At 68.3% G+C, this 19,812-nt stretch carries 19 protein-coding genes and 3 tRNA genes; 3 read left to right on the top strand and 19 right to left on the bottom strand.

The window, feature by feature from the left end:
- Positions 1-95: 95 nt before the first annotated feature.
- The 10 genes from rpoB to ACIBAF_RS18365 form a co-directional block, all read right to left on the bottom strand.
- Positions 96-3,581 (bottom strand): DNA-directed RNA polymerase subunit beta, encoded by a 3,486-nt coding sequence (gene rpoB, locus ACIBAF_RS18410; RefSeq protein WP_399464276.1) that lies wholly within the window; start codon positions 3,579-3,581, stop codon positions 96-98.
- A 600-nt stretch (positions 3,582-4,181) separates the two neighbouring features.
- Positions 4,182-4,559: a 50S ribosomal protein L7/L12 gene (rplL, locus tag ACIBAF_RS18405; protein WP_399464275.1), complete on the bottom strand. Its 378-nt coding sequence runs from the start codon at positions 4,557-4,559 to the stop codon at positions 4,182-4,184.
- A 126-nt stretch (positions 4,560-4,685) separates the two neighbouring features.
- Positions 4,686-5,216, bottom strand: a complete 531-nt coding sequence (rplJ, locus tag ACIBAF_RS18400; RefSeq protein ID WP_399464274.1) for a 50S ribosomal protein L10 — start codon at positions 5,214-5,216, stop codon at positions 4,686-4,688.
- Positions 5,217-5,511: 295 nt separating this feature from the next.
- The gene (locus tag ACIBAF_RS18395; RefSeq protein ID WP_399464273.1) at positions 5,512-6,336 is read right to left on the bottom strand and encodes a hypothetical protein; all 825 of its coding nucleotides are present in this window, start codon (positions 6,334-6,336) and stop codon (positions 5,512-5,514) included.
- A 92-nt stretch (positions 6,337-6,428) separates the two neighbouring features.
- Entirely contained in the window at positions 6,429-7,364 is a 936-nt protein-coding gene (locus ACIBAF_RS18390) for a hypothetical protein (RefSeq protein ID WP_399464272.1), read from the bottom strand.
- A gap of 131 nt (positions 7,365-7,495) precedes the next feature.
- On the bottom strand, positions 7,496-8,221 hold the full coding sequence (gene rplA, locus ACIBAF_RS18385; RefSeq protein ID WP_399464271.1) for a 50S ribosomal protein L1: 726 nt from the start codon (positions 8,219-8,221) through the stop codon (positions 7,496-7,498).
- Positions 8,222-8,303: 82 nt separating this feature from the next.
- Positions 8,304-8,738, bottom strand: a complete 435-nt coding sequence (gene rplK, locus ACIBAF_RS18380) for a 50S ribosomal protein L11 (RefSeq protein WP_005481290.1) — start codon at positions 8,736-8,738, stop codon at positions 8,304-8,306.
- A gap of 159 nt (positions 8,739-8,897) precedes the next feature.
- On the bottom strand, positions 8,898-9,755 hold the full coding sequence (nusG, locus tag ACIBAF_RS18375) for a transcription termination/antitermination protein NusG (RefSeq protein WP_399464270.1): 858 nt from the start codon (positions 9,753-9,755) through the stop codon (positions 8,898-8,900).
- Between the two features lie 80 nt (positions 9,756-9,835).
- Positions 9,836-10,123, bottom strand: coding sequence for a preprotein translocase subunit SecE (secE, locus tag ACIBAF_RS18370; protein ID WP_079660434.1), 288 nt, complete (start codon positions 10,121-10,123; stop codon positions 9,836-9,838).
- Positions 10,124-10,239: 116 nt separating this feature from the next.
- Positions 10,240-10,312: transfer RNA gene (locus tag ACIBAF_RS18365), tRNA-Trp, on the bottom strand.
- Between the two features lie 241 nt (positions 10,313-10,553).
- On the opposite strand from ACIBAF_RS18365, the gene ACIBAF_RS18360 reads away from it, so the two are divergent.
- The gene (locus ACIBAF_RS18360) at positions 10,554-11,780 is read left to right on the top strand and encodes a pyridoxal phosphate-dependent aminotransferase (protein ID WP_319334140.1); all 1,227 of its coding nucleotides are present in this window, start codon (positions 10,554-10,556) and stop codon (positions 11,778-11,780) included.
- A gap of 124 nt (positions 11,781-11,904) precedes the next feature.
- Positions 11,905-12,936, top strand: coding sequence for an adenosine deaminase (locus ACIBAF_RS18355; RefSeq protein WP_399464269.1), 1,032 nt, complete (start codon positions 11,905-11,907; stop codon positions 12,934-12,936).
- A 4-nt stretch (positions 12,937-12,940) separates the two neighbouring features.
- Here ACIBAF_RS18355 and ACIBAF_RS18350 read toward each other — a convergent pair whose 3' ends face one another.
- A complete protein-coding gene (locus ACIBAF_RS18350) occupies positions 12,941-13,528 on the bottom strand; it encodes a TetR/AcrR family transcriptional regulator (RefSeq protein ID WP_399464268.1) in 588 nt (195 codons plus the stop codon).
- Between the two features lie 101 nt (positions 13,529-13,629).
- Between ACIBAF_RS18350 and ACIBAF_RS18345 the strand changes: the two genes are divergently transcribed.
- Positions 13,630-14,262: an NAD(P)-dependent oxidoreductase gene (locus ACIBAF_RS18345; RefSeq protein ID WP_399464267.1), complete on the top strand. Its 633-nt coding sequence runs from the start codon at positions 13,630-13,632 to the stop codon at positions 14,260-14,262.
- A 50-nt stretch (positions 14,263-14,312) separates the two neighbouring features.
- On the opposite strand, the gene ACIBAF_RS18340 is transcribed toward ACIBAF_RS18345, so the two are convergent.
- The 8 genes from ACIBAF_RS18340 to ACIBAF_RS18305 form a co-directional block, all read right to left on the bottom strand.
- On the bottom strand, positions 14,313-15,368 hold the full coding sequence (locus ACIBAF_RS18340; RefSeq protein ID WP_399464266.1) for a UDP-N-acetylmuramate dehydrogenase: 1,056 nt from the start codon (positions 15,366-15,368) through the stop codon (positions 14,313-14,315).
- A 190-nt stretch (positions 15,369-15,558) separates the two neighbouring features.
- On the bottom strand, positions 15,559-17,007 hold the full coding sequence (locus ACIBAF_RS18335; RefSeq protein WP_399464265.1) for a DHA2 family efflux MFS transporter permease subunit: 1,449 nt from the start codon (positions 17,005-17,007) through the stop codon (positions 15,559-15,561).
- A gap of 108 nt (positions 17,008-17,115) precedes the next feature.
- Positions 17,116-17,685 carry a TetR/AcrR family transcriptional regulator gene (locus ACIBAF_RS18330; protein ID WP_399464264.1) on the bottom strand — a complete coding sequence of 190 codons (570 nt, stop codon included), beginning with the start codon at positions 17,683-17,685 and terminating at the stop codon, positions 17,116-17,118.
- A 385-nt stretch (positions 17,686-18,070) separates the two neighbouring features.
- The gene (locus tag ACIBAF_RS18325; protein ID WP_399464263.1) at positions 18,071-18,499 is read right to left on the bottom strand and encodes a MaoC family dehydratase; all 429 of its coding nucleotides are present in this window, start codon (positions 18,497-18,499) and stop codon (positions 18,071-18,073) included.
- A 7-nt stretch (positions 18,500-18,506) separates the two neighbouring features.
- On the bottom strand, positions 18,507-18,977 hold the full coding sequence (locus ACIBAF_RS18320; protein WP_399464262.1) for a MaoC family dehydratase N-terminal domain-containing protein: 471 nt from the start codon (positions 18,975-18,977) through the stop codon (positions 18,507-18,509).
- A 228-nt stretch (positions 18,978-19,205) separates the two neighbouring features.
- Positions 19,206-19,370 carry a 50S ribosomal protein L33 gene (rpmG, locus tag ACIBAF_RS18315; RefSeq protein WP_003948671.1) on the bottom strand — a complete coding sequence of 55 codons (165 nt, stop codon included), beginning with the start codon at positions 19,368-19,370 and terminating at the stop codon, positions 19,206-19,208.
- Positions 19,371-19,458: 88 nt separating this feature from the next.
- A tRNA-Met gene (locus tag ACIBAF_RS18310) sits at positions 19,459-19,531 on the bottom strand.
- A gap of 46 nt (positions 19,532-19,577) precedes the next feature.
- Positions 19,578-19,650 (bottom strand) — tRNA-Thr (locus ACIBAF_RS18305).
- Positions 19,651-19,812: the final 162 nt, after the last annotated feature.

Here is a 19,812-nt window from a genome sequence, read left to right as displayed (position 1 = left end):
CTCAGGGTTGTAAGTCTTGGGGTCTGATACGGGGGTCCCGGGGCCGGCCGGAGGCTCAGGGATCTTCATCGCTGAACCTCCGGACCGGACTCCCGTCAGACCTCTTCGACGCTGCTCGGCTCGCGCCGGGACAGGTCGATGCCGAGCTCCTCCGCCGCGCGGAAGACGTCCTCGTCGGTGTCACGCATCTCGATGGACATACCGTCGCTGGACAGCACCTCCACGTTCAGGCAGAGAGACTGCATCTCCTTGATGAGCACCTTGAAGGACTCGGGGATGCCGGGCTCGGGGATGTTCTCGCCCTTGACGATGGCCTCGTAGACCTTCACGCGGCCGGTCACGTCGTCGGACTTGATGGTCAGGAGCTCCTGGAGGGCGTACGCGGCGCCGTAAGCCTCCAGCGCCCACACCTCCATCTCACCGAAGCGCTGACCGCCGAACTGCGCCTTACCACCCAGCGGCTGCTGGGTGATCATCGAGTACGGACCGGTCGAGCGGGCGTGCAGCTTGTCGTCGACCAGGTGGTGCAGCTTCAGGATGTACATGTAGCCGATGGAGATCGGGTCCGGGAACGGCTCACCGGAGCGGCCGTCGAACAGCCGCGCCTTACCGGTCGGCTGCACCATGCGCTCGCCGTCGCGGTTCGGGATGGTGTGCTGCAGCAGACCCGCCAGCTCGTCCTCACGGGCGCCGTCGAAGACCGGGGTGGCGACGTTGGTGCCGGGGGCGACCGCGTCGGCGCCGATCACCTGCAGGCGCTGCGCCCAGTCGTCGGCGAGCCCGGAGACGTCCCAGCCGCGGCTGGCGAGCCAGCCGAGGTGGATCTCCAGCACCTGTCCCGGGTTCATTCGGGACGGCACGCCGAGCGGGTTGAGGATGATGTCGACCGGGGTCCCGTCCTCGAGGAACGGCATGTCCTCGATGGGCAGGATCTTGGAGATGACACCCTTGTTGCCGTGCCGGCCGGCGAGCTTGTCACCGTCCGTGATCTTGCGCTTCTGCGCCACGTAGACACGAACCAGCTGGTTCACGCCCGGCGGCAGCTCGTCGCCCTCTTCACGGTCGAAGACGCGGACGCCGATGACCTTGCCGATCTCGCCGTGCGGCACCTTCAGCGAGGTGTCACGGACCTCACGGGCCTTCTCACCGAAGATCGCGCGCAGCAGGCGCTCCTCCGGGGTCAGCTCGGTCTCGCCCTTGGGCGTGACCTTGCCGACCAGGATGTCGCCGGCGACGACCTCGGCGCCGATGCGGATGATGCCGCGCTCGTCGAGGTCGGCGAGGACCTCCTCGGAGACGTTCGGGATGTCCCGGGTGATCTCCTCGGGGCCGAGCTTGGTGTCACGGGCGTCGACCTCGTGCTCCTCGATGTGGATCGAGGAGAGGACGTCGTCCTGCACGAGGCGCTGCGACAGGATGATCGCGTCCTCGTAGTTGTGACCCTCCCACGGCATGAACGCCACGAGCAGGTTCTTGCCCAGCGCCATCTCGCCGTTCTCGGTGGCCGGACCGTCGGCCAGGACCTGGCCCTCGATGATCCGGTCGCCCTCGTTGACGATGACCTTCTGGTTGACCGAGGTGCCCTGGTTGGAGCGGGCGAACTTGGCCAGACGGTACGTGATGTACGTGCCGTCGTCGTTGGTGGTGGTGATGTAGTCCGCGGAGACCTCCTGGACCACACCCGCCTTCTCGGCCTTGACCACGTCGCCGGCGTCGACGGCGGAGCGGTACTCCATGCCGGTGCCGACGAGCGGGGACTCGCTCTTGATGAGCGGCACGGCCTGACGCATCATGTTCGCGCCCATGAGGGCACGGTTGGCGTCGTCGTGCTCGAGGAACGGGATCATGGCGGTCGCGACCGACACCATCTGGCGCGGCGAGACGTCCATGTAGTCCACGTCGTCACCGGCGACGTAGTCGACCTCGCCGCCACGCCGGCGGACCAGGACGCGGGCCTCGGTGAACTGCATGTCGTCGTTCAGCGTGGCGTTGGCCTGCGCGATGACGTAGCGGTCCTCCTCGTCGGCCGTCAGGTAGTCGACCTCGTCGGTGACCTGGCCGTCCACGACCTTGCGGTACGGCGTCTCCACGAAACCGAACGCGTTGACGCGGCCGTAGGAGGCGAGCGAGCCGATCAGACCGATGTTCGGGCCTTCGGGGGTCTCGATCGGGCACATGCGTCCGTAGTGGGACGGGTGCACGTCACGGACCTCGAAGCCGGCCCGCTCACGGGAGAGACCACCCGGGCCGAGCGCCGACAGACGGCGCTTGTGGGTGAGACCCGACAGCGGGTTGTTCTGGTCCATGAACTGCGACAGCTGGCTGGTGCCGAAGAACTCCTTGATGGAGGCGACGACCGGCCGGATGTTGATCAGGGTCTGCGGCGTGATCGCCTCGACGTCCTGGGTCGTCATCCGCTCGCGGACGACGCGCTCCATACGCGCCAGACCCGTACGGACCTGGTTCTGGATGAGCTCGCCGACGCTGCGCAGACGACGGTTGCCGAAGTGGTCGATGTCGTCGGTCTCGACGACGATCGTCTGGCCGTTGTCCGCGGCCGTCTCGGTCTCGCCGGCGTGCAGCTTGACCAGGTACTTGATCGTCGAGATGACGTCCTCGACGGTCAGGACGCCGGCGTCCAGCGGAGCGTCCGCACCCAGCTTCTTGTTGACCTTGTAGCGGCCGACCTTCGCGAGGTCGTAGCGCTTGGGGTTGAAGTAGAGGTTCTCGAGCAGCGTCTGTGCGGCCTCACGCGTGGGGGGCTCGCCCGGACGCAGCTTGCGGTAGATGTCGAGCAGCGCGTCGTCCTGGCCCTGGGTGTGGTCCTTCTCCAGGGTGGCGCGCATGGACTCGTACTCGCCGAACTCCTCGAGGATCTGCTCGGTCGTCCAGCCGAGAGCCTTCAGGAGAACGGTGACGGACTGCTTGCGCTTGCGGTCGATGCGCACACCGACCATGTCGCGCTTGTCGATCTCCATCTCCAGCCAGGCGCCCCGGGAGGGGATGATCTTGGCGGAGAAGATGTCCTTGTCGGACGTCTTGTCGATGGAGGAGTCGAAGTAGACACCCGGCGAACGGACCAGCTGGGACACCACGACACGCTCGGTGCCGTTGATGACGAAGGTGCCCTTGTTCGTCATGAGCGGGAAGTCGCCCATGAAGACCGTCTGGGACTTGATCTCGCCGGTTTCGTTGTTCGTGAACTCGGCCGTCACGAAGAGCGGGGCCGCGTACGTGAAGTCACGGTCCTTGCACTCGTCGATGCTGTTCTTAGGCGGCTCGAAACGGTGGTCGCGGAAGGTCAGCGACATCGACCCGGAGAAGTCCTCGATCGGGGAGATCTCCTCGAAGATCTCCTCCAGACCGGACTTCGTGGGGACGTCCTGACCCGACTCCAGAGCCGCCTCGACCCGACTCTGCCAGGCGGTGTTCCCGAGCAGCCAGTCAAAGCTCTCGGTCTGCAACGCGAGCAGGTTGGGAACCTCGAGGGGCTCCTTGATCTTTGCAAAGGAGATGCGCAGCGGGGCGGTGCTGGCAGCGTTGTTCGTATTCGCGGTCGAGGCGTTGCGCGAGGCGGCCAAGAGGGGGTCCTTCCGAGGGCTCGGACTCACTACGCGCGTACCGGCCCCTCTCCTGTGCACGGAGACAGCTTTCCGGATCTGGCGAAAAGGGCCAGGTCAGAGAGGTCTGGTCGTCCGAGCTCAAGGGAGGGCATGCCCCTGGTGACGGGCAGGGGACAGCTAACAGGCAGCGCAAAGGGTCAGTGTAGCCACTTGGCACACTGATGTCCAGTGCGGGTTTTTCGAGACCCTCGTGGTTCTCAACGCCCTCGGTCTGCTCGTCCTCAACGCACGGTGATACTGCCCTCTTCGTCGCCGATCCATGCCTCGGATTCGGATCCTTGTGACGACGCGTCCTGAGAATTGCGCGCTGCGTGCGGTTCGTCAAGGCCCCCCTGCGCTGACCGGGACGCTCGGAGACACGACGAAGATCACCATACCCCCCGCTCACAGGGGTACCAGGCAACCGTGGCCGCGCCCCCAGGAACGACGAAGAGCGACCACCCAGATGGATGATCGCTCTTCGGTGCGTGGGCGTTACAGCCCCGGAGGGACTGATTCAGCCTTTGCGTACGGTCGTCGCCGACCGGCAGCCACGCGGCGGTAGCCGCAAATGGTTACTTACTTGACCTCGACCGAGGCGCCGGCGGCCTTGAGGGACTCGGCGGCCTTCTCAGCGGCCTCCTTGGCGACCTTCTCGAGAACGGGCTTCGGGGCGCCGTCCACGAGGTCCTTGGCCTCCTTCAGACCCAGGGAGGTCAGCTCACGCACGACCTTGATGACCTGGATCTTCTTCTCGCCGGCGCCGGTGAGGACGACGTCGAACTCGTCCTGCTCCTCAGCGACCTCGGCAACGGCGGCCGGGCCCGCGGGGGCGGCGGCGACCGCGGCGGCGGCGGTGACGTCGAACTTCTCCTCGAACGCCTTCACGAACTCGGAGAGCTGGATGAGGGTCATACCCTCGAACTCGGCGAGCAGTTCGTCCTGGGTGAGAGCCATGACGGCTTTCCTTCCACTAATTCGGCTGGTGCCGGTATGTACATGTCTGGCGGGCGTACGTTCGGCCCGCTACGACCGCTGCTTCAGGCGGGCTGCCTGAAGGCGACGGTCATTTCGGGAGCCGAATTACTCGGCACCGCCCTGCTCGGCCTGCTTGGCGCGAAGAGCGTCCACGGTGCGGACGAGCTTCGAGGGAAGCGCCTGGAAGAGCTGAGCAGCCTGAGTCTGCTTGCCCTTGAAGGCACCCGCCAGCTTGCTGAGCAGAACCTCGCGGGACTCGAGGTCCGCAAGCTTCTTGATCTCGTCGGCGGACAGCGCCTTGCCGTCAAGGACACCGCCCTTGATGACGAGGTTCGGGTTGTCCTTGGCGAAGTCACGAAGACCCTTCGCCGACTCCACCGGGTCACCGGTGATGAAGGCGACCGCCGTCGGACCGTTGAACAGGTCGTCGAGCGTGTTGATCCCGGCCTCGTTGGCCGCAATCTTGGTCAGCGTGTTCTTCACCACGGCGTACTGGGCGTTCTCACCGAGCGAACGACGCAGCGTCTTCAGCTGCGCCACGGTGAGACCCCGGTACTCGGTCAGCACGGCGGCGTTCGAGCTGCGGAACGCGTCCGTCAGCTCGGCTACCGCGGCAGCCTTGTCGGGCCTTGCCATAGAGCGTCGGCCTCCTTCCGGGTGATGAGGACCGCTCAGAAGGGGCTGTGACAGACGAAACGCCCCGGCGCAGGCGCACGGGGCGTAGCTCGACCGAATGAATTCCGTGAAAGGAGTTCAGTCCGGGAGCGCATCCACTGACACCTGCGCGGGTCGTCCGCATTGCAGCGGATCCTTCGGCCACCGCCCCCTCTGTCCGAGAGCACGGCAACGACCAGCGGTCTTTGGCTTCTGTAGGAGAGTACGTGAACGGGTCACCGTCAAGCAAATCCGCCCGGACGGGCCCTCTTGCCGCTCAACCGCGGGACTTCTTCAGCTCCTTGGCCATGTCCACCGTGTCGGAGGCGGGCGGCGCCTTCACGGTCACGGGCTTTCCGAAGTCGAGGAACGTGATGGTGAGGTCGAGCTGGCCGTGCCGCCCCATGCCCTGTACGCGCAACTGCCGCGTGTGGTCCTCGGCGTCGACCCACAGGTCCATGGTGAGCTCGTCGACGCCCTGCTTCTCGTACTGCGCGAGGCTCTTCTCGGTCCGCTGCCGGACGTCGGCGGCGTCGTCCTTGTAGGCGGCGCGGATGTCGTCGAGGGTGGCCGTGCCCGTGTAGTGGGTGGTGCGGACGCCCTCGACGGTCTCGGCGCCGGCCTTCTTCAGGTCGTCGGCCGCGGTGAGGAAGCCGCTCTCGCGGGAGGGGTTCTCGCGGACCTTGTCGGCCGCCGTGCCGGTGTCGACCTTGATGCCGCTCGGTGTGTCGGACTTGCCCGGCGCACCGAACTTGACCCAGTGCTTGCCGTCCTCGTTGGCCGTGTCGGTGCCCACGTACAGCGCTCCGTCGACCATCCGGTACTCGCCCGTGCCCTTGTCCGGCCCGCTGAGCACGGTGGACTTCAGGCTCATGATGGGCGGTTTGACGCCGATGGCGGCCTCGGCCTTGATCCGGCCCTCCTCCGGCGTCCGGCCGGTCATGCGGTAGCGCAGGGAGACGGGCTGCTCCGCCTTCTTCGCGGCGCGGGTGACGGCGGCCGCGGCCTCCGAGTCACCGGCGCCGTCCGTGCCGCCCGTCGTCGCCGCGCACCCGGTGACGAGCAGCGCGGACAGCCCGAGGACGCCTACGGAAGACCTCATTCATTTCCCCCAGAACCCCATACAGAGAACACACGGTCGATGCACAGCAAGACCGTGAAGGTATCCCAGAGGGGCCGGGGAGGTCCCGTGAATTACGAGCCGACGCCCGCCCCCTTCTGCTGCTTCAGCAGCTCCGTGAAGTCGGCGGTGTCGCTCGCCGGGGGCGCCTGGGCGGAGACCTTGGTGCCGTAGTCGGTGTAGTACGCGGTCTGGGAGTAGGCGCCCGCCGTGCTCTCGCCCTTCTCGATCTTCTTGACCAGCAGGTCCCGGTCGTCGACCCAGATGTCGACGGTCTCGGTGGTGACGCCGGCCTGCTGCAGCGTCTTGCGCAGGTCGTCGAGCTGGCCGCGGGTGAGGCTGGAGTTCTTCTCGGCGAGGTCGGCCACGTCGAGCGTCCCCGAGTAGTGCGTGGTGTGCTGGCCCCGCACCTTCTCCTCGCCGACCTCCCGCACGTCCCCGGAGGCCAGCAGGAGCCTCACCGACTGGTTCGGGGTGGTGTTCTGCATCTGGTCCTTCAGATACGCGCCGGAGCTGCCGCCGAGGCTCTCCAGGTCGTCGTAGGCGTACTTGATCCAGTGCCGGCCGCCGGCCTGTGCGGCGAAGGTGTCGCCCATCCTCGCGTAGTAGGCGTCGGGCAGGTAGCGGGCCTCCATCGACGTGGTGCCAGTCTGGCGCATCGTGTCGGCCATGGTGCCGCCGGTGTAGACGATGGTGAGGGTGCCGGTGAGGCCGTCGCCCCAGCCGAGGGCGCCGTCGGCGGTCATCGACATCACCGAGCCCATCGTGGTGGTCGACTCGACCTTCGCGGAGTCGGCGCCGTCGGTGGACTTCTCGGCGGTGCGCAGGGCCGCTATGGGGCTGAGCCGCGGGCTGCCGTCCCCACCGCCCTTGTCGGAGCCGCTGGATCTTGAGGAGCTTTCGGAGCTTGCGGACCCGCCCGACCCGCCGGAGCTGCAGGCGGCCACCCCCGCGAACAGCGTCATCGCAACGATCGACAGACTCGTACGGCGCACGGTCGCACGCTTCACTCGCCCCACCCCCAAGGATTCCCGTGACTGCACGCTAACGCACAGCACTGACACCCGTACGAGGAAAGGGACGAGCCCCGCACCTCGAAAGGTTGCGGGGCTCGTCGCCGACTCAGGGCGAACCGTCAGGTTCAGACCGCGGCCGGGTCCTCCTCGACGAGGAGGTTGCGGGTGCGGTTCGGGTCGAGCTGGATGCCGGGGCCGATCGTGGTGCTGAGAGCGGCCTTCTTGATGTAGCGACCCTTGGCGGCGGACGGCTTCAGACGGAGGATCTCCTCCAGGGCCGCGCCGTAGTTCTCCACCAGCTTGGTGTCGTCGAACGACGTCTTGCCGATGATGAAGTGCAGGTTCGAGTGCTTGTCGACGCGGAACTCGATCTTGCCGCCCTTGATCTCCGTGACGGCCTTGGCCACGTCGGGGGTGACGGTGCCGGTCTTCGGGTTCGGCATCAGACCACGCGGACCGAGCACGCGGCCGAGGCGGCCGACCTTGCCCATGAGGTCCGGGGTGGCGACGACGGCGTCGAAGTCCAGACGGCCCTTCGCGACCTCGTCGATCAGTTCGTCGGAGCCGACGATGTCGGCGCCAGCGGCCTCCGCGGCCGCAGCACGGTCACCGGTCGCGAAGACCAGGACCCGGGCGGTCTTGCCGGTGCCGTGCGGCAGGTTCACGGTGCCACGGACCATCTGGTCGGCCTTGCGCGGGTCGACACCCAGGCGGAAGGCGACCTCGACGGTGCCGTCGAACTTGCTCGTGGAGGTCTCCTTGGCGAGACGGACGGCCTCGAGCGGGGCGTAGAGCTTCTCCCGGTCGATCTTGGCGTCCGCAGCGCGGAGAGACTTGCTGCGCTTGCTCACTACTGCTCCTGGTGATTCTGAGGAGTCGTGGTACGGGCCGAGCAGGCCCTTCCACACGTCTGCTTGGTACGGGGGGGTGAGGTCAGCCCTCGACGGTGATGCCCATGGAACGGGCGGTGCCGGCGATGATCTTCGACGCGGCGTCCAGGTCGTTGGCGTTCAGGTCGGGCAGCTTGGTCGTGGCGATCTCACGGACCTGCGCCTCGGTGATCTTGGCGACCTTGGTCTTGTGCGGCTCGCCGGAGCCCTTCTCGACGCCAGCGGCCTTGAGGATCATCTTCGCGGCCGGCGGCGTCTTGGTGACGAAGGTGAAGGAGCGGTCCTCGTAGACCGTGATCTCCACCGGGATCACCCAGCCACGCTGCGACTCGGTCGCGGCGTTGTAGGCCTTGCAGAACTCCATGATGTTGACGCCGTGCTGACCGAGCGCGGGGCCGACCGGCGGGGCCGGGTTCGCCGCACCGGCGTTGATCTGGAGCTTGATGAGCCCCGTGACCTTCTTCTTCTTGGGAGGCATTGCTCTCCGGGTCCTTTCATTCGGGTCCATGCCCGCGCCAGGGAACCAACCGAACGCAGGCATACCGCACAACGATAACGGGTATAGATGCGCGGCCAAAAACCGAGCAGGTCAGGCAAGCTGAGGCAGCCCGCCTGACCTGGTCGGAAGAGTTGAGGTCTAGTTCTTCTGAATCTGGTCGAAGCTGAGCTCGACCGGGGTCTCGCGGCCGAAGATCTCGACGAGGCCCTTGACCTTCTTCGAGTCGGCGTTGATCTCGTTGATCGTGGCCTGCAGCGTGGCGAACGGGCCGTCGGTGACGGTGACCGAGTCGCCGACCTCGAAGTCCAGCACCTGGACCTCGACCTTGCGGGCCGGAGCCGGCTTGCCCTCGGCCTCGGCGGCCTCACGGGCGGCCTTCTCCTCGGCCTCCGGGGCGAGCATCTTGACGATCTCGTCCAGGGTCAGCGGGTACGGGTCGTAGGCGTTGCCCACGAAGCCGGTGACGCCGGGGGTGTTGCGGACGACGCCCCAGGACTCGTTCGTCAGGTCCATGCGCACCAGCACGTAGCCGGGGAGCTTGTTCTGACGGATGGTCTTGCGGTCGCCGTTCTTGATCTGGACGACCTCTTCCTGCGGCACCTCGGCCTGGAAGATGTAGTCCTCGACGTTCAGCGAGACGGCGCGCTGCTCCAGGTTGGTCTTCACGCGGTTCTCGTAACCGGCGTATGTGTGGATCACATACCACTCGCCGGGGAGAGTGCGCAGCTCCTCGCGCAGGGCGACGACGGGGTCGACGGGCTCGGCCGGCTCTTCTTCCTCGGCCTCGTCGGCGACGACGTCCTCGTCCTCGACGTCCTCGTCGGCTTCCTCGCCCTCGGCTTCCTCGTCCTCGACGTGGAGCGCGGCTTCCTCAGCGGGCTCGCCCGCCTCGGCCTCGGCAGCCTCGAACTCGTCCAGGTCCTCGTCCGCGCCCTCGACGATGTCGAGCTCGTCGTCCACGGACTCGACGTCCTCGTTCAGGTTCTGGTCAGACACGGTGGCTGCTTCTTCCTGGATACATAGGGGTGGAACATGCGAAAGGGGCGCCGGATACCTCGGCGCCCTTCGCTCTTGGATCAGCCGAAGACGTACTTGGCGGCGTGGCTGAGTCCATAGTCAATCACGGTCACCAGGCCGATCATGATGACGACAAAGACGATCACCACGGTCGTGTACGTCGTCAGCTGGCTCCGCGTCGGCCATACGACCTTGCGGAGCTCCGCGACGATCTGTCGATAGAAGATCGCGAGACGCTTCAGCGGGCCCTTCTTGGCGCGCTTGCCGCCCTTGCGGGTCTTCTTCTGCGCCTCAGGCACCTCGTCCTGGGCATCAGGCGTGTCGATGGAGCCCACGGCGTCCGCCATTCGTCCTCACCTGTTCCCGGGTCGTGGCCGTGCCGCGCCCGGTCTGAGCCGCACGGCGGTGCATTGCTGCTGTACGTACATGCGCTGCGCACACATCCTGGTGATGGTGTGTGTAGCAGGGCCGGAGGGACTTGAACCCCCAACCGCTGGTTTTGGAGACCAGTGCTCTACCAATTGAGCTACGACCCTTTGTTGTGTTCCCCAACGTACCGCATCCGACCGGGTGCTCGGTGTGCACCTGTTGTGGCGCGGCTGTTGAAGGCCAACGACGTGTGAGTGTACGTGCTCTTGGGCCCCTCGTCGAACGGAAAGCGTTCTTGATCGGATTCGCTTCGCTGTTCACCGCGATGTTCACGCTGATGGCCCGTCGGCTGACCAGTCCGTGAAACCCGTGTGCCGGGCCGGTTTCCGGTCTGAAACCATGGACCCCATGAGCGCTGCAACCCCTCCCACCGAGCGCCGGGTCTCCGCCCGAGTCGGCGCGATCTCCGAGTCCGCCACTCTCGCCGTGGACGCCAAGGCCAAGGCCCTGAAGGCCGCCGGGCGTCCGGTGATCGGCTTCGGCGCCGGCGAGCCCGACTTCCCGACTCCGGACTACATCGTCGAGGCCGCGATCGAGGCCTGCAAGAACCCGAAGTACCACCGGTACACGCCGGCCGGCGGGCTGCCCGAGCTGAAGGCCGCGATCGCCGCGAAGACGCTGCGCGACTCCGGCTACGAGGTCGACGCGTCCCAGATCCTGGTGACCAACGGCGGCAAGCAGGCGATCTACGAGGCGTTCGCCGCGATCCTCGACCCGGGCGACGAGGTCATCGTCCCGGCGCCGTACTGGACCACGTACCCGGAGTCGATCCGGCTGGCCGGCGGTGTCCCGGTGGAGGTCGTCGCCGACGAGACGACCGGCTACCGGGTCTCCGTCGAGCAGCTGGAGGCGGCACGCACGGAGAACACGAAGGTCGTGCTCTTCGTCTCCCCGTCCAACCCGACCGGCGCGGTCTACAGCGCCGAGGACGCCGAGGCGATCGGCCGCTGGGCCGTCGAGCACGGCCTGTGGGTGATGACGGACGAGATCTACGAGCACCTCGTCTACGGCGACGCGACGTTCACCTCGCTGCCGGCGATCCTCCCCGAGCTGCGCGACAAGTGCATCGTCGTCAACGGCGTCGCCAAGACGTACGCGATGACCGGCTGGCGGGTGGGCTGGATCATCGGCCCGAAGGACGTCGTCAAGGCCGCGACGAACCTGCAGTCGCACGCCACGTCGAACGTCTCCAACGTGGCGCAGGTCGCCGCGCTGGCCGCCGTCTCCGGTGACCTGGAGGCCGTCGCGAAGATGCGCGAGGCCTTCGACCGGCGCCGCAAGACCATCGTGCGGATGCTCAACGAGATCGACGGCGTCCTCTGCCCGGAGCCCGAGGGCGCGTTCTACGCGTACCCGTCGGTGAAGGGGCTGCTCGGCAAGGAGATCCGCGGCAAGCGCCCGCAGGACTCGGTCGAGCTCGCCGCGCTCATCCTGGAGGAGGCCGAGGTCGCGGTCGTGCCGGGCGAGGCCTTCGGCACGCCGGGCTACCTGCGCCTGTCCTACGCGCTGGGCGACGAGGACCTCGTCGAGGGCGTGAGCCGCATCCAGAAGCTGCTGGCGGAGGCCAGGGACTGACCCTGCTCTCAAGAGCAGGTTGCGGGCCGTCTCCTTCGGGAGGCGGCCCGCTGCTTTGTGCGAGCAAGACCACTATCGGGGAAAGTGGTACCAGGACGACGGGAACGTGCGGCAGGATTCCCAGATGGAGCGTGTACGTGATGTCTCTGAGCTGCCGAAAGCCCATCTGCACCTGCACTTCACCGGTTCGATGCGCCCGGCCACCGTGCTGGAACTGGCCGACAAGTACGGCGTGCGCCTGCCCGAGGCGCTGACCGAGGCGCTGACGAGCGGGGAGCCCCCGAAGCTGCGGGCCACGGACGAGCGGGGCTGGTTCCGCTTCCAGCGCCTGTACGACGCGGCTCGGTCGTGTCTCAGGGAGCCGGAGGACATCCAGCGGCTGGTGCGGGAGGCCGCGGAGGAGGACCTGAAGGACGGCTCGGGCTGGCTGGAGATCCAGGTGGACCCGACGTCGTACGCGCCCCGGCTGGGCGGGCTGATCCCGGCGCTGGAGATCATCCTGGACGCGGTGGAGACGGCCTCACGCGACACGGGGCTCGGCATGCGGGTGCTGGTGGCGGCGAACCGCATGAAGCATCCGCTGGACGCCCGCACCCTGGCCCGGCTGGCCGTGCGGTACGCGGACCGGGGGGTGGTCGGGTTCGGGCTGTCGAACGACGAACGCCGGGGCATGGCCCGGGACTTCGACCGGGCGTTCGCCATCGCGCGGGAGGGCGGTCTGCTGTCCGCCCCGCACGGCGGCGAGTTGACGGGGCCTGCGTCGGTCCGCGACTGCCTGGACGATCTGCACGCGAACCGGCTGGGGCACGGCGTGCGGGCGGCCGAGGATCCGCGGCTGCTGAAGAAGCTCGCCGACCGGGGCGTGACCTGCGAGGTGTGCCCCGCGTCGAACGTGGCGCTGGGCGTCTACGAGAAGCCGGACGACGTTCCGCTGCGGACCCTGTTCGACGCGGGCGTCCCCATGGCCCTGGGCGCCGACGACCCGCTGCTGTTCGGTTCGCGGCTGGCGGCCCAGTACGACATCGCCCGCCACCACCACGCCTTCACGGACGAGGAGTTGGCGGAACTGGCCCGGCAGTCGGTACGGGGATCGGCGGCGCCGCAGGACGTGCAGGCGAAGCTGCTGTCGGGGGTGGAGGACTGGCTGGCGTCCTGAGCGCTCAGCCGGCGATGCCGGCCAGCAGGGTGCGGGCCAGTCGGGCGGCGAAGTCGGCCGCGTCCGGCCGCTCCCCCAGCGCGTCGTAGGCGAACGCCCGCTGTGCGCAGGCTCCCATCAGCAGCGAGGCCGCGGCGAACACGTCCGCCTCCTGCCGGACCCGGCCCACGCCCTGCTCGGCCCGCAGATACGCCGCCAGCTGCTCGATCGGCACGTGGGGGCCCGCGCCCAGGTCCCGCATGGCCTCGTCGTGCCGCCGCTTGAGCTGGGTCTCGGCGTACAGGGAGGCCGCGATCGGGAAGCTCTGCTCGTAGAAGTGAGCCGCGTGGCGGGCGATCTCGGTCAGGTTCCCCTCCAGCGTGCCCCGGCCGGGCTCCGCGGCCAGGCTGCTCAGCATCGGGGTCAGTCGGGGCAGCCGCTCCGCGAGGACGCGGATGAACAGCTCCTCCTTGCTCGCGAAGTACTTGTAGAGCGCCGCCTCGGAGCAGCCGGCCGCCTTGGCGATCTCCTTGGTGGTGGCACGGGCCAGTCCGACGGTGAGCATCAGCTCGTGCGCGGCGTCGAGGATGCGGACGCGGGCCGGTCGATCCATGCGGGTTCCCCTCTTGACGGGTGGGTGAACGCTTACCCACACTCTAGAGGAAGCAGGGGTGAGTGAATGCTCACCCACCTGACGGGGAGTGGGAGCACGCCATGAAGTTCACCGTTTTCGGCGCCACCGGAGGCATCGGCCGGGAGCTCGTCCGACAGGCCCTGGACGCGGGCCACGAGGTCACGGCCGTCGTACGGGATCCGGCCGGGCTCGCCGTCACCGGCGCCCGTCTGGAGGTGGTCCGCGCGGACCTCACCGACCCGGAGGCGCTGCGCCCCGCCGTGACCGGCCGGGACGCGGTGCTGTCCGGGCTCGGCGCGCGCCGCCGTAAGGACGCCGGCGTCGCCGCCCGGCTCACGCGCACGGTCCTGTCAGCCCTGGAGGCGGAGGGCGTGCGCCGGCTCCTCGTGGTGAGCGCCGGCCCGATCGGCCCCGAGCCGGAGGGCGACGGCGCCCTGGACCGCACCGTGCGCGGCATCGTCTCGGCGGCCCTGAAGGACGTGTACGCCGACCTGCGGGAGATGGAGGCGGAACTGGCGCGCAGCGCCACCGACTGGACGACGGTGCGGCCGCCCCGGCTGCAGGACAAGCCGGTGACCGGGGCCTACCGGACCGTCGTGGGCGGCTTCCCGCGCAAGGGCCGGTTCATCGGGCGGGCCGACGTGGCGCACGCGATGCTGGCGATGGTGGGAGACGCGGGGACGGTGAAACAGGGGGTGGGAGTGGCTTACTAGGGGTGGCTTGTCCAGGGCCCGCTCGGCACCGCTCAGGGCCGCTCAGGCGCCTACAGGCCGACGCCCACCATCACCGGCTCGTTGACGAGGGTGATCCCGAAGGCCTCGCGCACGCCGGCCACGACCTCACGGGCCAGCGCCAGCAGGTCCTCCGTGGTGGCCGTGCCGCGGTTGGTGAGGGCGAGGGTGTGCTTGGTGGAGATACGGGCGGGCCCGCTGCCGTACCCCTTGGTGAAGCCCGCCTTGTCGATCAGCCAGGCTGCGGAGGTCTTGGTGTGGCCCTCGCCGGCCGGATAGGCGGGCGGCTCCACTCCGTCGCCCAGCCGTTCCCGCACGCGCGCGTGGAACACGGCGAAGTCGGCGTCGGTGAGGATCGGGTTGGTGAAGAACGAACCGGCCGACCAGGTGTCGTGGTCCTCGGCGTCGAGGACCATGCCCTTCCCGGCACGCAGCTTCAGCACGGTCTCACGGGCCTGCGCGAGCGGCACCCGGTCCCCCGGCTCGACGCCCAGCGCGCGTGCCGTCTCGGCGTACTTCAGGGGCGCCGACAGCCCGTGCTCATCGGCCAGTTCGAAGCGGACGCGCAGGACGACGTACCGCTCGGGGTCGGCCTTGAAGCGGCTGTGGCGGTAGGAGAAGGCGCACTCCTCGTTGCTGAGCGCGACCGTCTCGCCCTCGCGGCGGTCGTAGGCGATGACCTCGGTGATCGTCGAGGAGACCTCCTGGCCGTAGGCCCCGACGTTCTGGATCGGCGTGGCGCCTGCCGAGCCGGGGATGCCGGCCAGGCACTCGACGCCGGCGAGCCCGGCCTCCACGGTGCGGGCGACGGCGTCGGTCCAGACCTCGCCGGCGGCCAGTTCCAGCCGGGTCCCGAGGAGTTCGAAGCCGCGGGTGGCGATGCGCAGGGCGGTGCCCTCGAAGCCCTTGTCACCGATGACGAGGTTGGAGCCGCCGCCGACGACGAGCAACGGCGTGCCGTCGGCGTCGGCCTCGCGCACGGCGGCGATCACCTCTGCGTCGGTCGTCGCGGTCACCAGCCTGGTGGCGGGACCGCCCAGCCGGAAGGTGGTCAGCGGGGCGAGCGGGGCGTCCTGGAGTTCCTGCACGCGCCCAAGCCTACGAGACACCACCGACAGCCCCACCCGCCGTCCTGCCCGCACCTCCGTCGTCCACCCGTCGTCCACTCGTCGTCCGTCATCCGCCATCCGCCATCCGCCCGTCGATGCACGCGCGCGTACGGCCCCGGCCGAGGTGGACGGGGCCGTACGCGCGCGCGTGCCGGTGACCGCTGGTGTCTCAGTGGGCGGCGGTCTCCAGGACGGGCACCGGCCGGGACTCGCCCTCGGTGACCGCCTCGACCTGGGCCGCTCGCCGCCGGGCCGGTATCATCAGGGCCGCGACCCCGGCGAAAGCGACCACGGCCGCGCCCGTGACCAGCGCGGGCCGCAGTCCGTCGACGAAGGCCTGGCCGGACTCGTAGCCGCCCTGCGCCGAGAAGATCGACGACATGACCGCGATGCCGAGGGCGCCGCCGACCTCCCGCAGTGCGTTGTTGGCGCCGGACGCGATCCCCTGTTCCTGCGGACGGACGCTGGACATCACCAGGTTGGAGGCCGGGGCGAAGAACAGCGCCATGCCGATGCCGCTGACGATCAGGCCGGGCAGCTGGATTGCGTAGGAAGCGTCGACGGTCGCCACGGCGGCCATCCAGCCGAGGCCGGCGGCCTGGAAGAACAGGCCGGCGGCGACGACGGGTCGGCCGCCGACGCGGTCGGAGAGGATGCCGGCGATCGGCGCGACGAGCATCGGCATGCCGGTCCACGGCAGCATCCTGAGGCCGGCCTCGGTGGGCGAGTAGCCGAGGACGCCCTGCATGTACTGGCTGAGCAGGAAGATCGAGCCGAACATCCCGAGGAACATCAGCAGGCTCGCGGCGTTGATCCCGGCGAAGGCGCGGGAGCGGAACAGCCGCATCGGCAGCATGGGGTTCCTGGCCCGCAGCCCGTGCAGGACGAACCCGACGAGCAGGGCGCCGCCCGCGAACAGGCCGGTCAGCACGAGTGAGCTGGTCCAGCCGTCGGCCGGACCGCGCACCAGGCCGTAGACGAGCCCGAAGAGACCGCCGCTGGCGAGCAGGGTGCCGGGGACGTCGAGCGGGGCGCCGGCGCCGTACGACTCGGCGAGGCGCAGCCGGGCGAGCGGCAGCAGGGCGAGGCCCAGCGGAACGTTCAGCCAGAAGATCCAGTGCCAGGACACGTGTTCGGTGAGGCTGCCGCCGATGAGCGGACCGGAGGCGACGGCGAGTCCGTTGACGGCGCCCCAGATGCCGTACGCCATCCCGCGTTTGGCGGCGGGCACGGCGGCCGTGAGGAGGGTGAGCGTCAGCGGCATCATGACGGCCGCGCCGACGCCCTGCACCGCGCGGGCGGCGATGAGGGAGCCGATGCCGGGCGCCATGGCCGCGGCGGCGGAGGCGGCGGTGAAGACGGTGAGGCCGGCGAGGAACATCCGTCGGCGGCCGAACCGGTCGCCGAGCGCCGCGCCGAACATGAGCAGCACGGCGAAGGTGAGGGTGTAGGCGCTCACGGTCCATTCGAGGTCGCCCAGCCCGCCGCCGAGGTCCTCGCGGATGGACGGCAGGGCGGTGGTGACGACGAGGTTGTCGAGGGCCGCCATGAATCCGGCGACGCTGGTGATGACGAGGGCCCAGACGGCTCCCCCGCGACGTGCGGTCTGTTGTGACATCGCTCCCCCAAGCGGTTGATCGAGCTTCGGTTGGATCATTTCGGTTAGTAATTGATGACTAACTTTTGGGGGCAGGAAAGAGCGCTCACACCCTCCCCGCCCGCCCCCCTACTTCTCCAGTCGGCCCTTGCTCCGAGCCGACGGGTACAGCCCTTCCCAGATCCGGTGCTCGGGCGCGAACCCCATGGTCACCAGGCAGTTGACGAGCATGCCGTACGCCATGAAGGTGGTCGTCTCGTTCACGTCGGCGCCGAGCGGCAGATGGGCGGTCTCCCACAGCCTCATCCACCCGGCCCGCACGGCCTCGCCGAACTCACGGTCGCCCTCCGCCTCGGCGGCGGCCACCGCGACGTACGTCTGCATCTGCATCAGCAGCAACTCGGGCCGCTCCGCGATGACCGCGGTGTACGCGTTCGCCATGGCATGCAGGGCCTCTTGGCCCTTCAGCCCGTCGGCGGCCTCCTCGAACGTACGGACGGTGTCGTCCATGCAGCGCTCGGAGGCCGCGAGAAAGATCGCCCGCTTACCCGGGAAGAGCCTGAAGAGATACGGCTGCGAGACACCCACACGCTTGGCGATCGCCTCGGTGGAGGTGCCGTGATAGCCGCCCCGGGCGAACTCGGCGGTCGCCGCCCGAATGACGCTCTCACGCCTCTCTTCTGCGCTCATCCTGACCATGGAAATAAGTTAGTACTCAATCACTAACTTCGTCAAGGGTGCGGTAGGGAACCAGGAGGCCGTCGCGGAACCAGGAGCCGTAGCGGAACCAGGAGTCATCGAGGAGCCGGGAGCCGTCGAGGAGCCGGGAGCCGTCGAGGAGCCATGGAGGGGCCCGCGAGGGGCTGCGGCCAAGGACCTGACGGAACGCCGTCCCGAGCTCGCCCGTTGGGGCAGGTAGGGGGCCGCAAACAAGTAAGGAGCGCCCCACAATTGGAGAACGCCCCTTACTCACCTACGCGACTCACATACGCGATCGCAGCCGCCCGACACCGGCCCAGTGGCCCGACGTCAGCGCTCGACGTCAGTCGTTTGCCGTCAGCTGCTCGACGTCAGCCGCTTGCCGTCAGCCCAGCCGCACGACCGCCCGGGACATCCCGAGCACCTTCTGTCCGCCGCTGGTCACGGTCAGGTCGACCCGCACGGTGTTGTCGTCGAGCTTGGCGCCGACCTTGCCGGCGACCTCGATCACGGCGCCCTGGTCGTCGTTCGGGACCACGACCGGCCTGGTGAAGCGGACGCCATAGTCGACGAGCGCGCCCGGGTCGCCGGTCCAGTCGGTGACGACGCGGATCGCCTCGGCCATGGTGAACATGCCGTGCGCGATGACGTCCGGCAGGCCCACCTCCTTGGCGAACTTCTCGTTCCAGTGGATGGGGTTGAAGTCCCCCGAGGCACCCGCGTACTGCACGAGTGTGGCGCGGTTCACAGGGAAGGACTGGCCCGGCAGCTCGGTGCCGACCTCGACGTCGTCGTAAGCGATCTTCGCCGTCATCGGTTCCTCACGCCTCCCCATCTGCTTCTGCGGGCTCCGCCGCGCGGGCGACGAGTTTGGTCCAGGCGGTGACGACGTGCTCGCCGGACTCGTCGTGGACCTCGCCACGGATGTCCAGGATGTCGTTGCCGGCCATGGACTTGACGGCCTCGATGGTCGAGGTGACCGTGAGCCGGTCACCGGCGCGCACGGGACGCTTGTAGGCGAACTTCTGGTCGCCGTGCACCACGCGGTTGTAGTCGAGGCCCAGCTGAGGGTCCCGCACGACCTGTCCCGCCGCCTTGAAGGTGATCGAGAACACGAAGGTCGGCGGCGCGATCACATCGGCGTATCCGAGCGCCTTTGCGGCGTCCGGGTCGGTGTACGCCGGGTTGGCGTCGCCCACCGCCTCGGCGAACTCGCGGATCTTCTCCCGGCCGACCTCATAGGGATCGGTGGGCGGATAGGTCCGCCCTACGAAGGACTGATCGAGCGCCATGGGCCTCGGCACCTCCTGGTTGCTCTGCGTGGTTGCGCTGCGTTGCATTACTGACCGACTTCACCGACCGGCTACACCCACCGGGCTACTGACCGGCTTCACTGATCACCTTTACCGACCGACTTCACTGATCAGCCTTACCGACCAGGTTTACCGACCGGTACAGGTCACTCAACGACACGAGGCCGCCCCCGATCACTCGGGGACGGCCTCGCATACGAGCCTGATTTATCGCGTCTCGCGGTGCGCGGTGTGCGCGTTGCAACGCGGGCAGTGCTTCTTCATCTCCAGTCGGTCCGGGTTGTTACGCCGGTTCTTCTTGGTGATGTAGTTCCGCTCCTTGCACTCCACGCAGGCCAGCGTGATCTTCGGGCGGACGTCGGTGGCAGCCACAGGAGTGCTCCTTGACGAACGGATGGGACGATTAACGCATAGAAGAGTAGCCGATCGAAGGACCGACCCCACAATCGGCTACTGTCAGTAGCGGTGACCGGACTTGAACCGGTGACACAGCGATTATGAGCCGCTTGCTCTACCGACTGAGCTACACCGCTTTGATGGGATCAGGTCCCGCCTTGCGACGGGAACCTCACCCACCAGAGCCCCAATACGGAATCGAACCGTAGACCTTCTCCTTACCATGGAGACGCTCTGCCGACTGAGCTATTGGGGCGAGCGATGAAGACATTACACGGTCCGCAGCCGTTCACCCAAATCCGTTTCGCGGGGCCCTCCGGGGCCGCTCGGAGGGCCGTTTCCCCAAGGTCCCGGCGGTCTCCTGAGCGCCTCCGGCACGGCGGACCACACCGGTACGACTATTGCGCTCCTCCCCGCC

Origin of the sequence: Streptomyces sp. NPDC051677 (assembly GCF_044453465.1) — a bacterium.
Lineage (GTDB): Bacteria > Actinomycetota > Actinomycetes > Streptomycetales > Streptomycetaceae > Streptomyces.
Note: the sequence above shows the minus strand (reverse complement) of the source record. Positions and strands in the feature narration are given on the sequence as shown.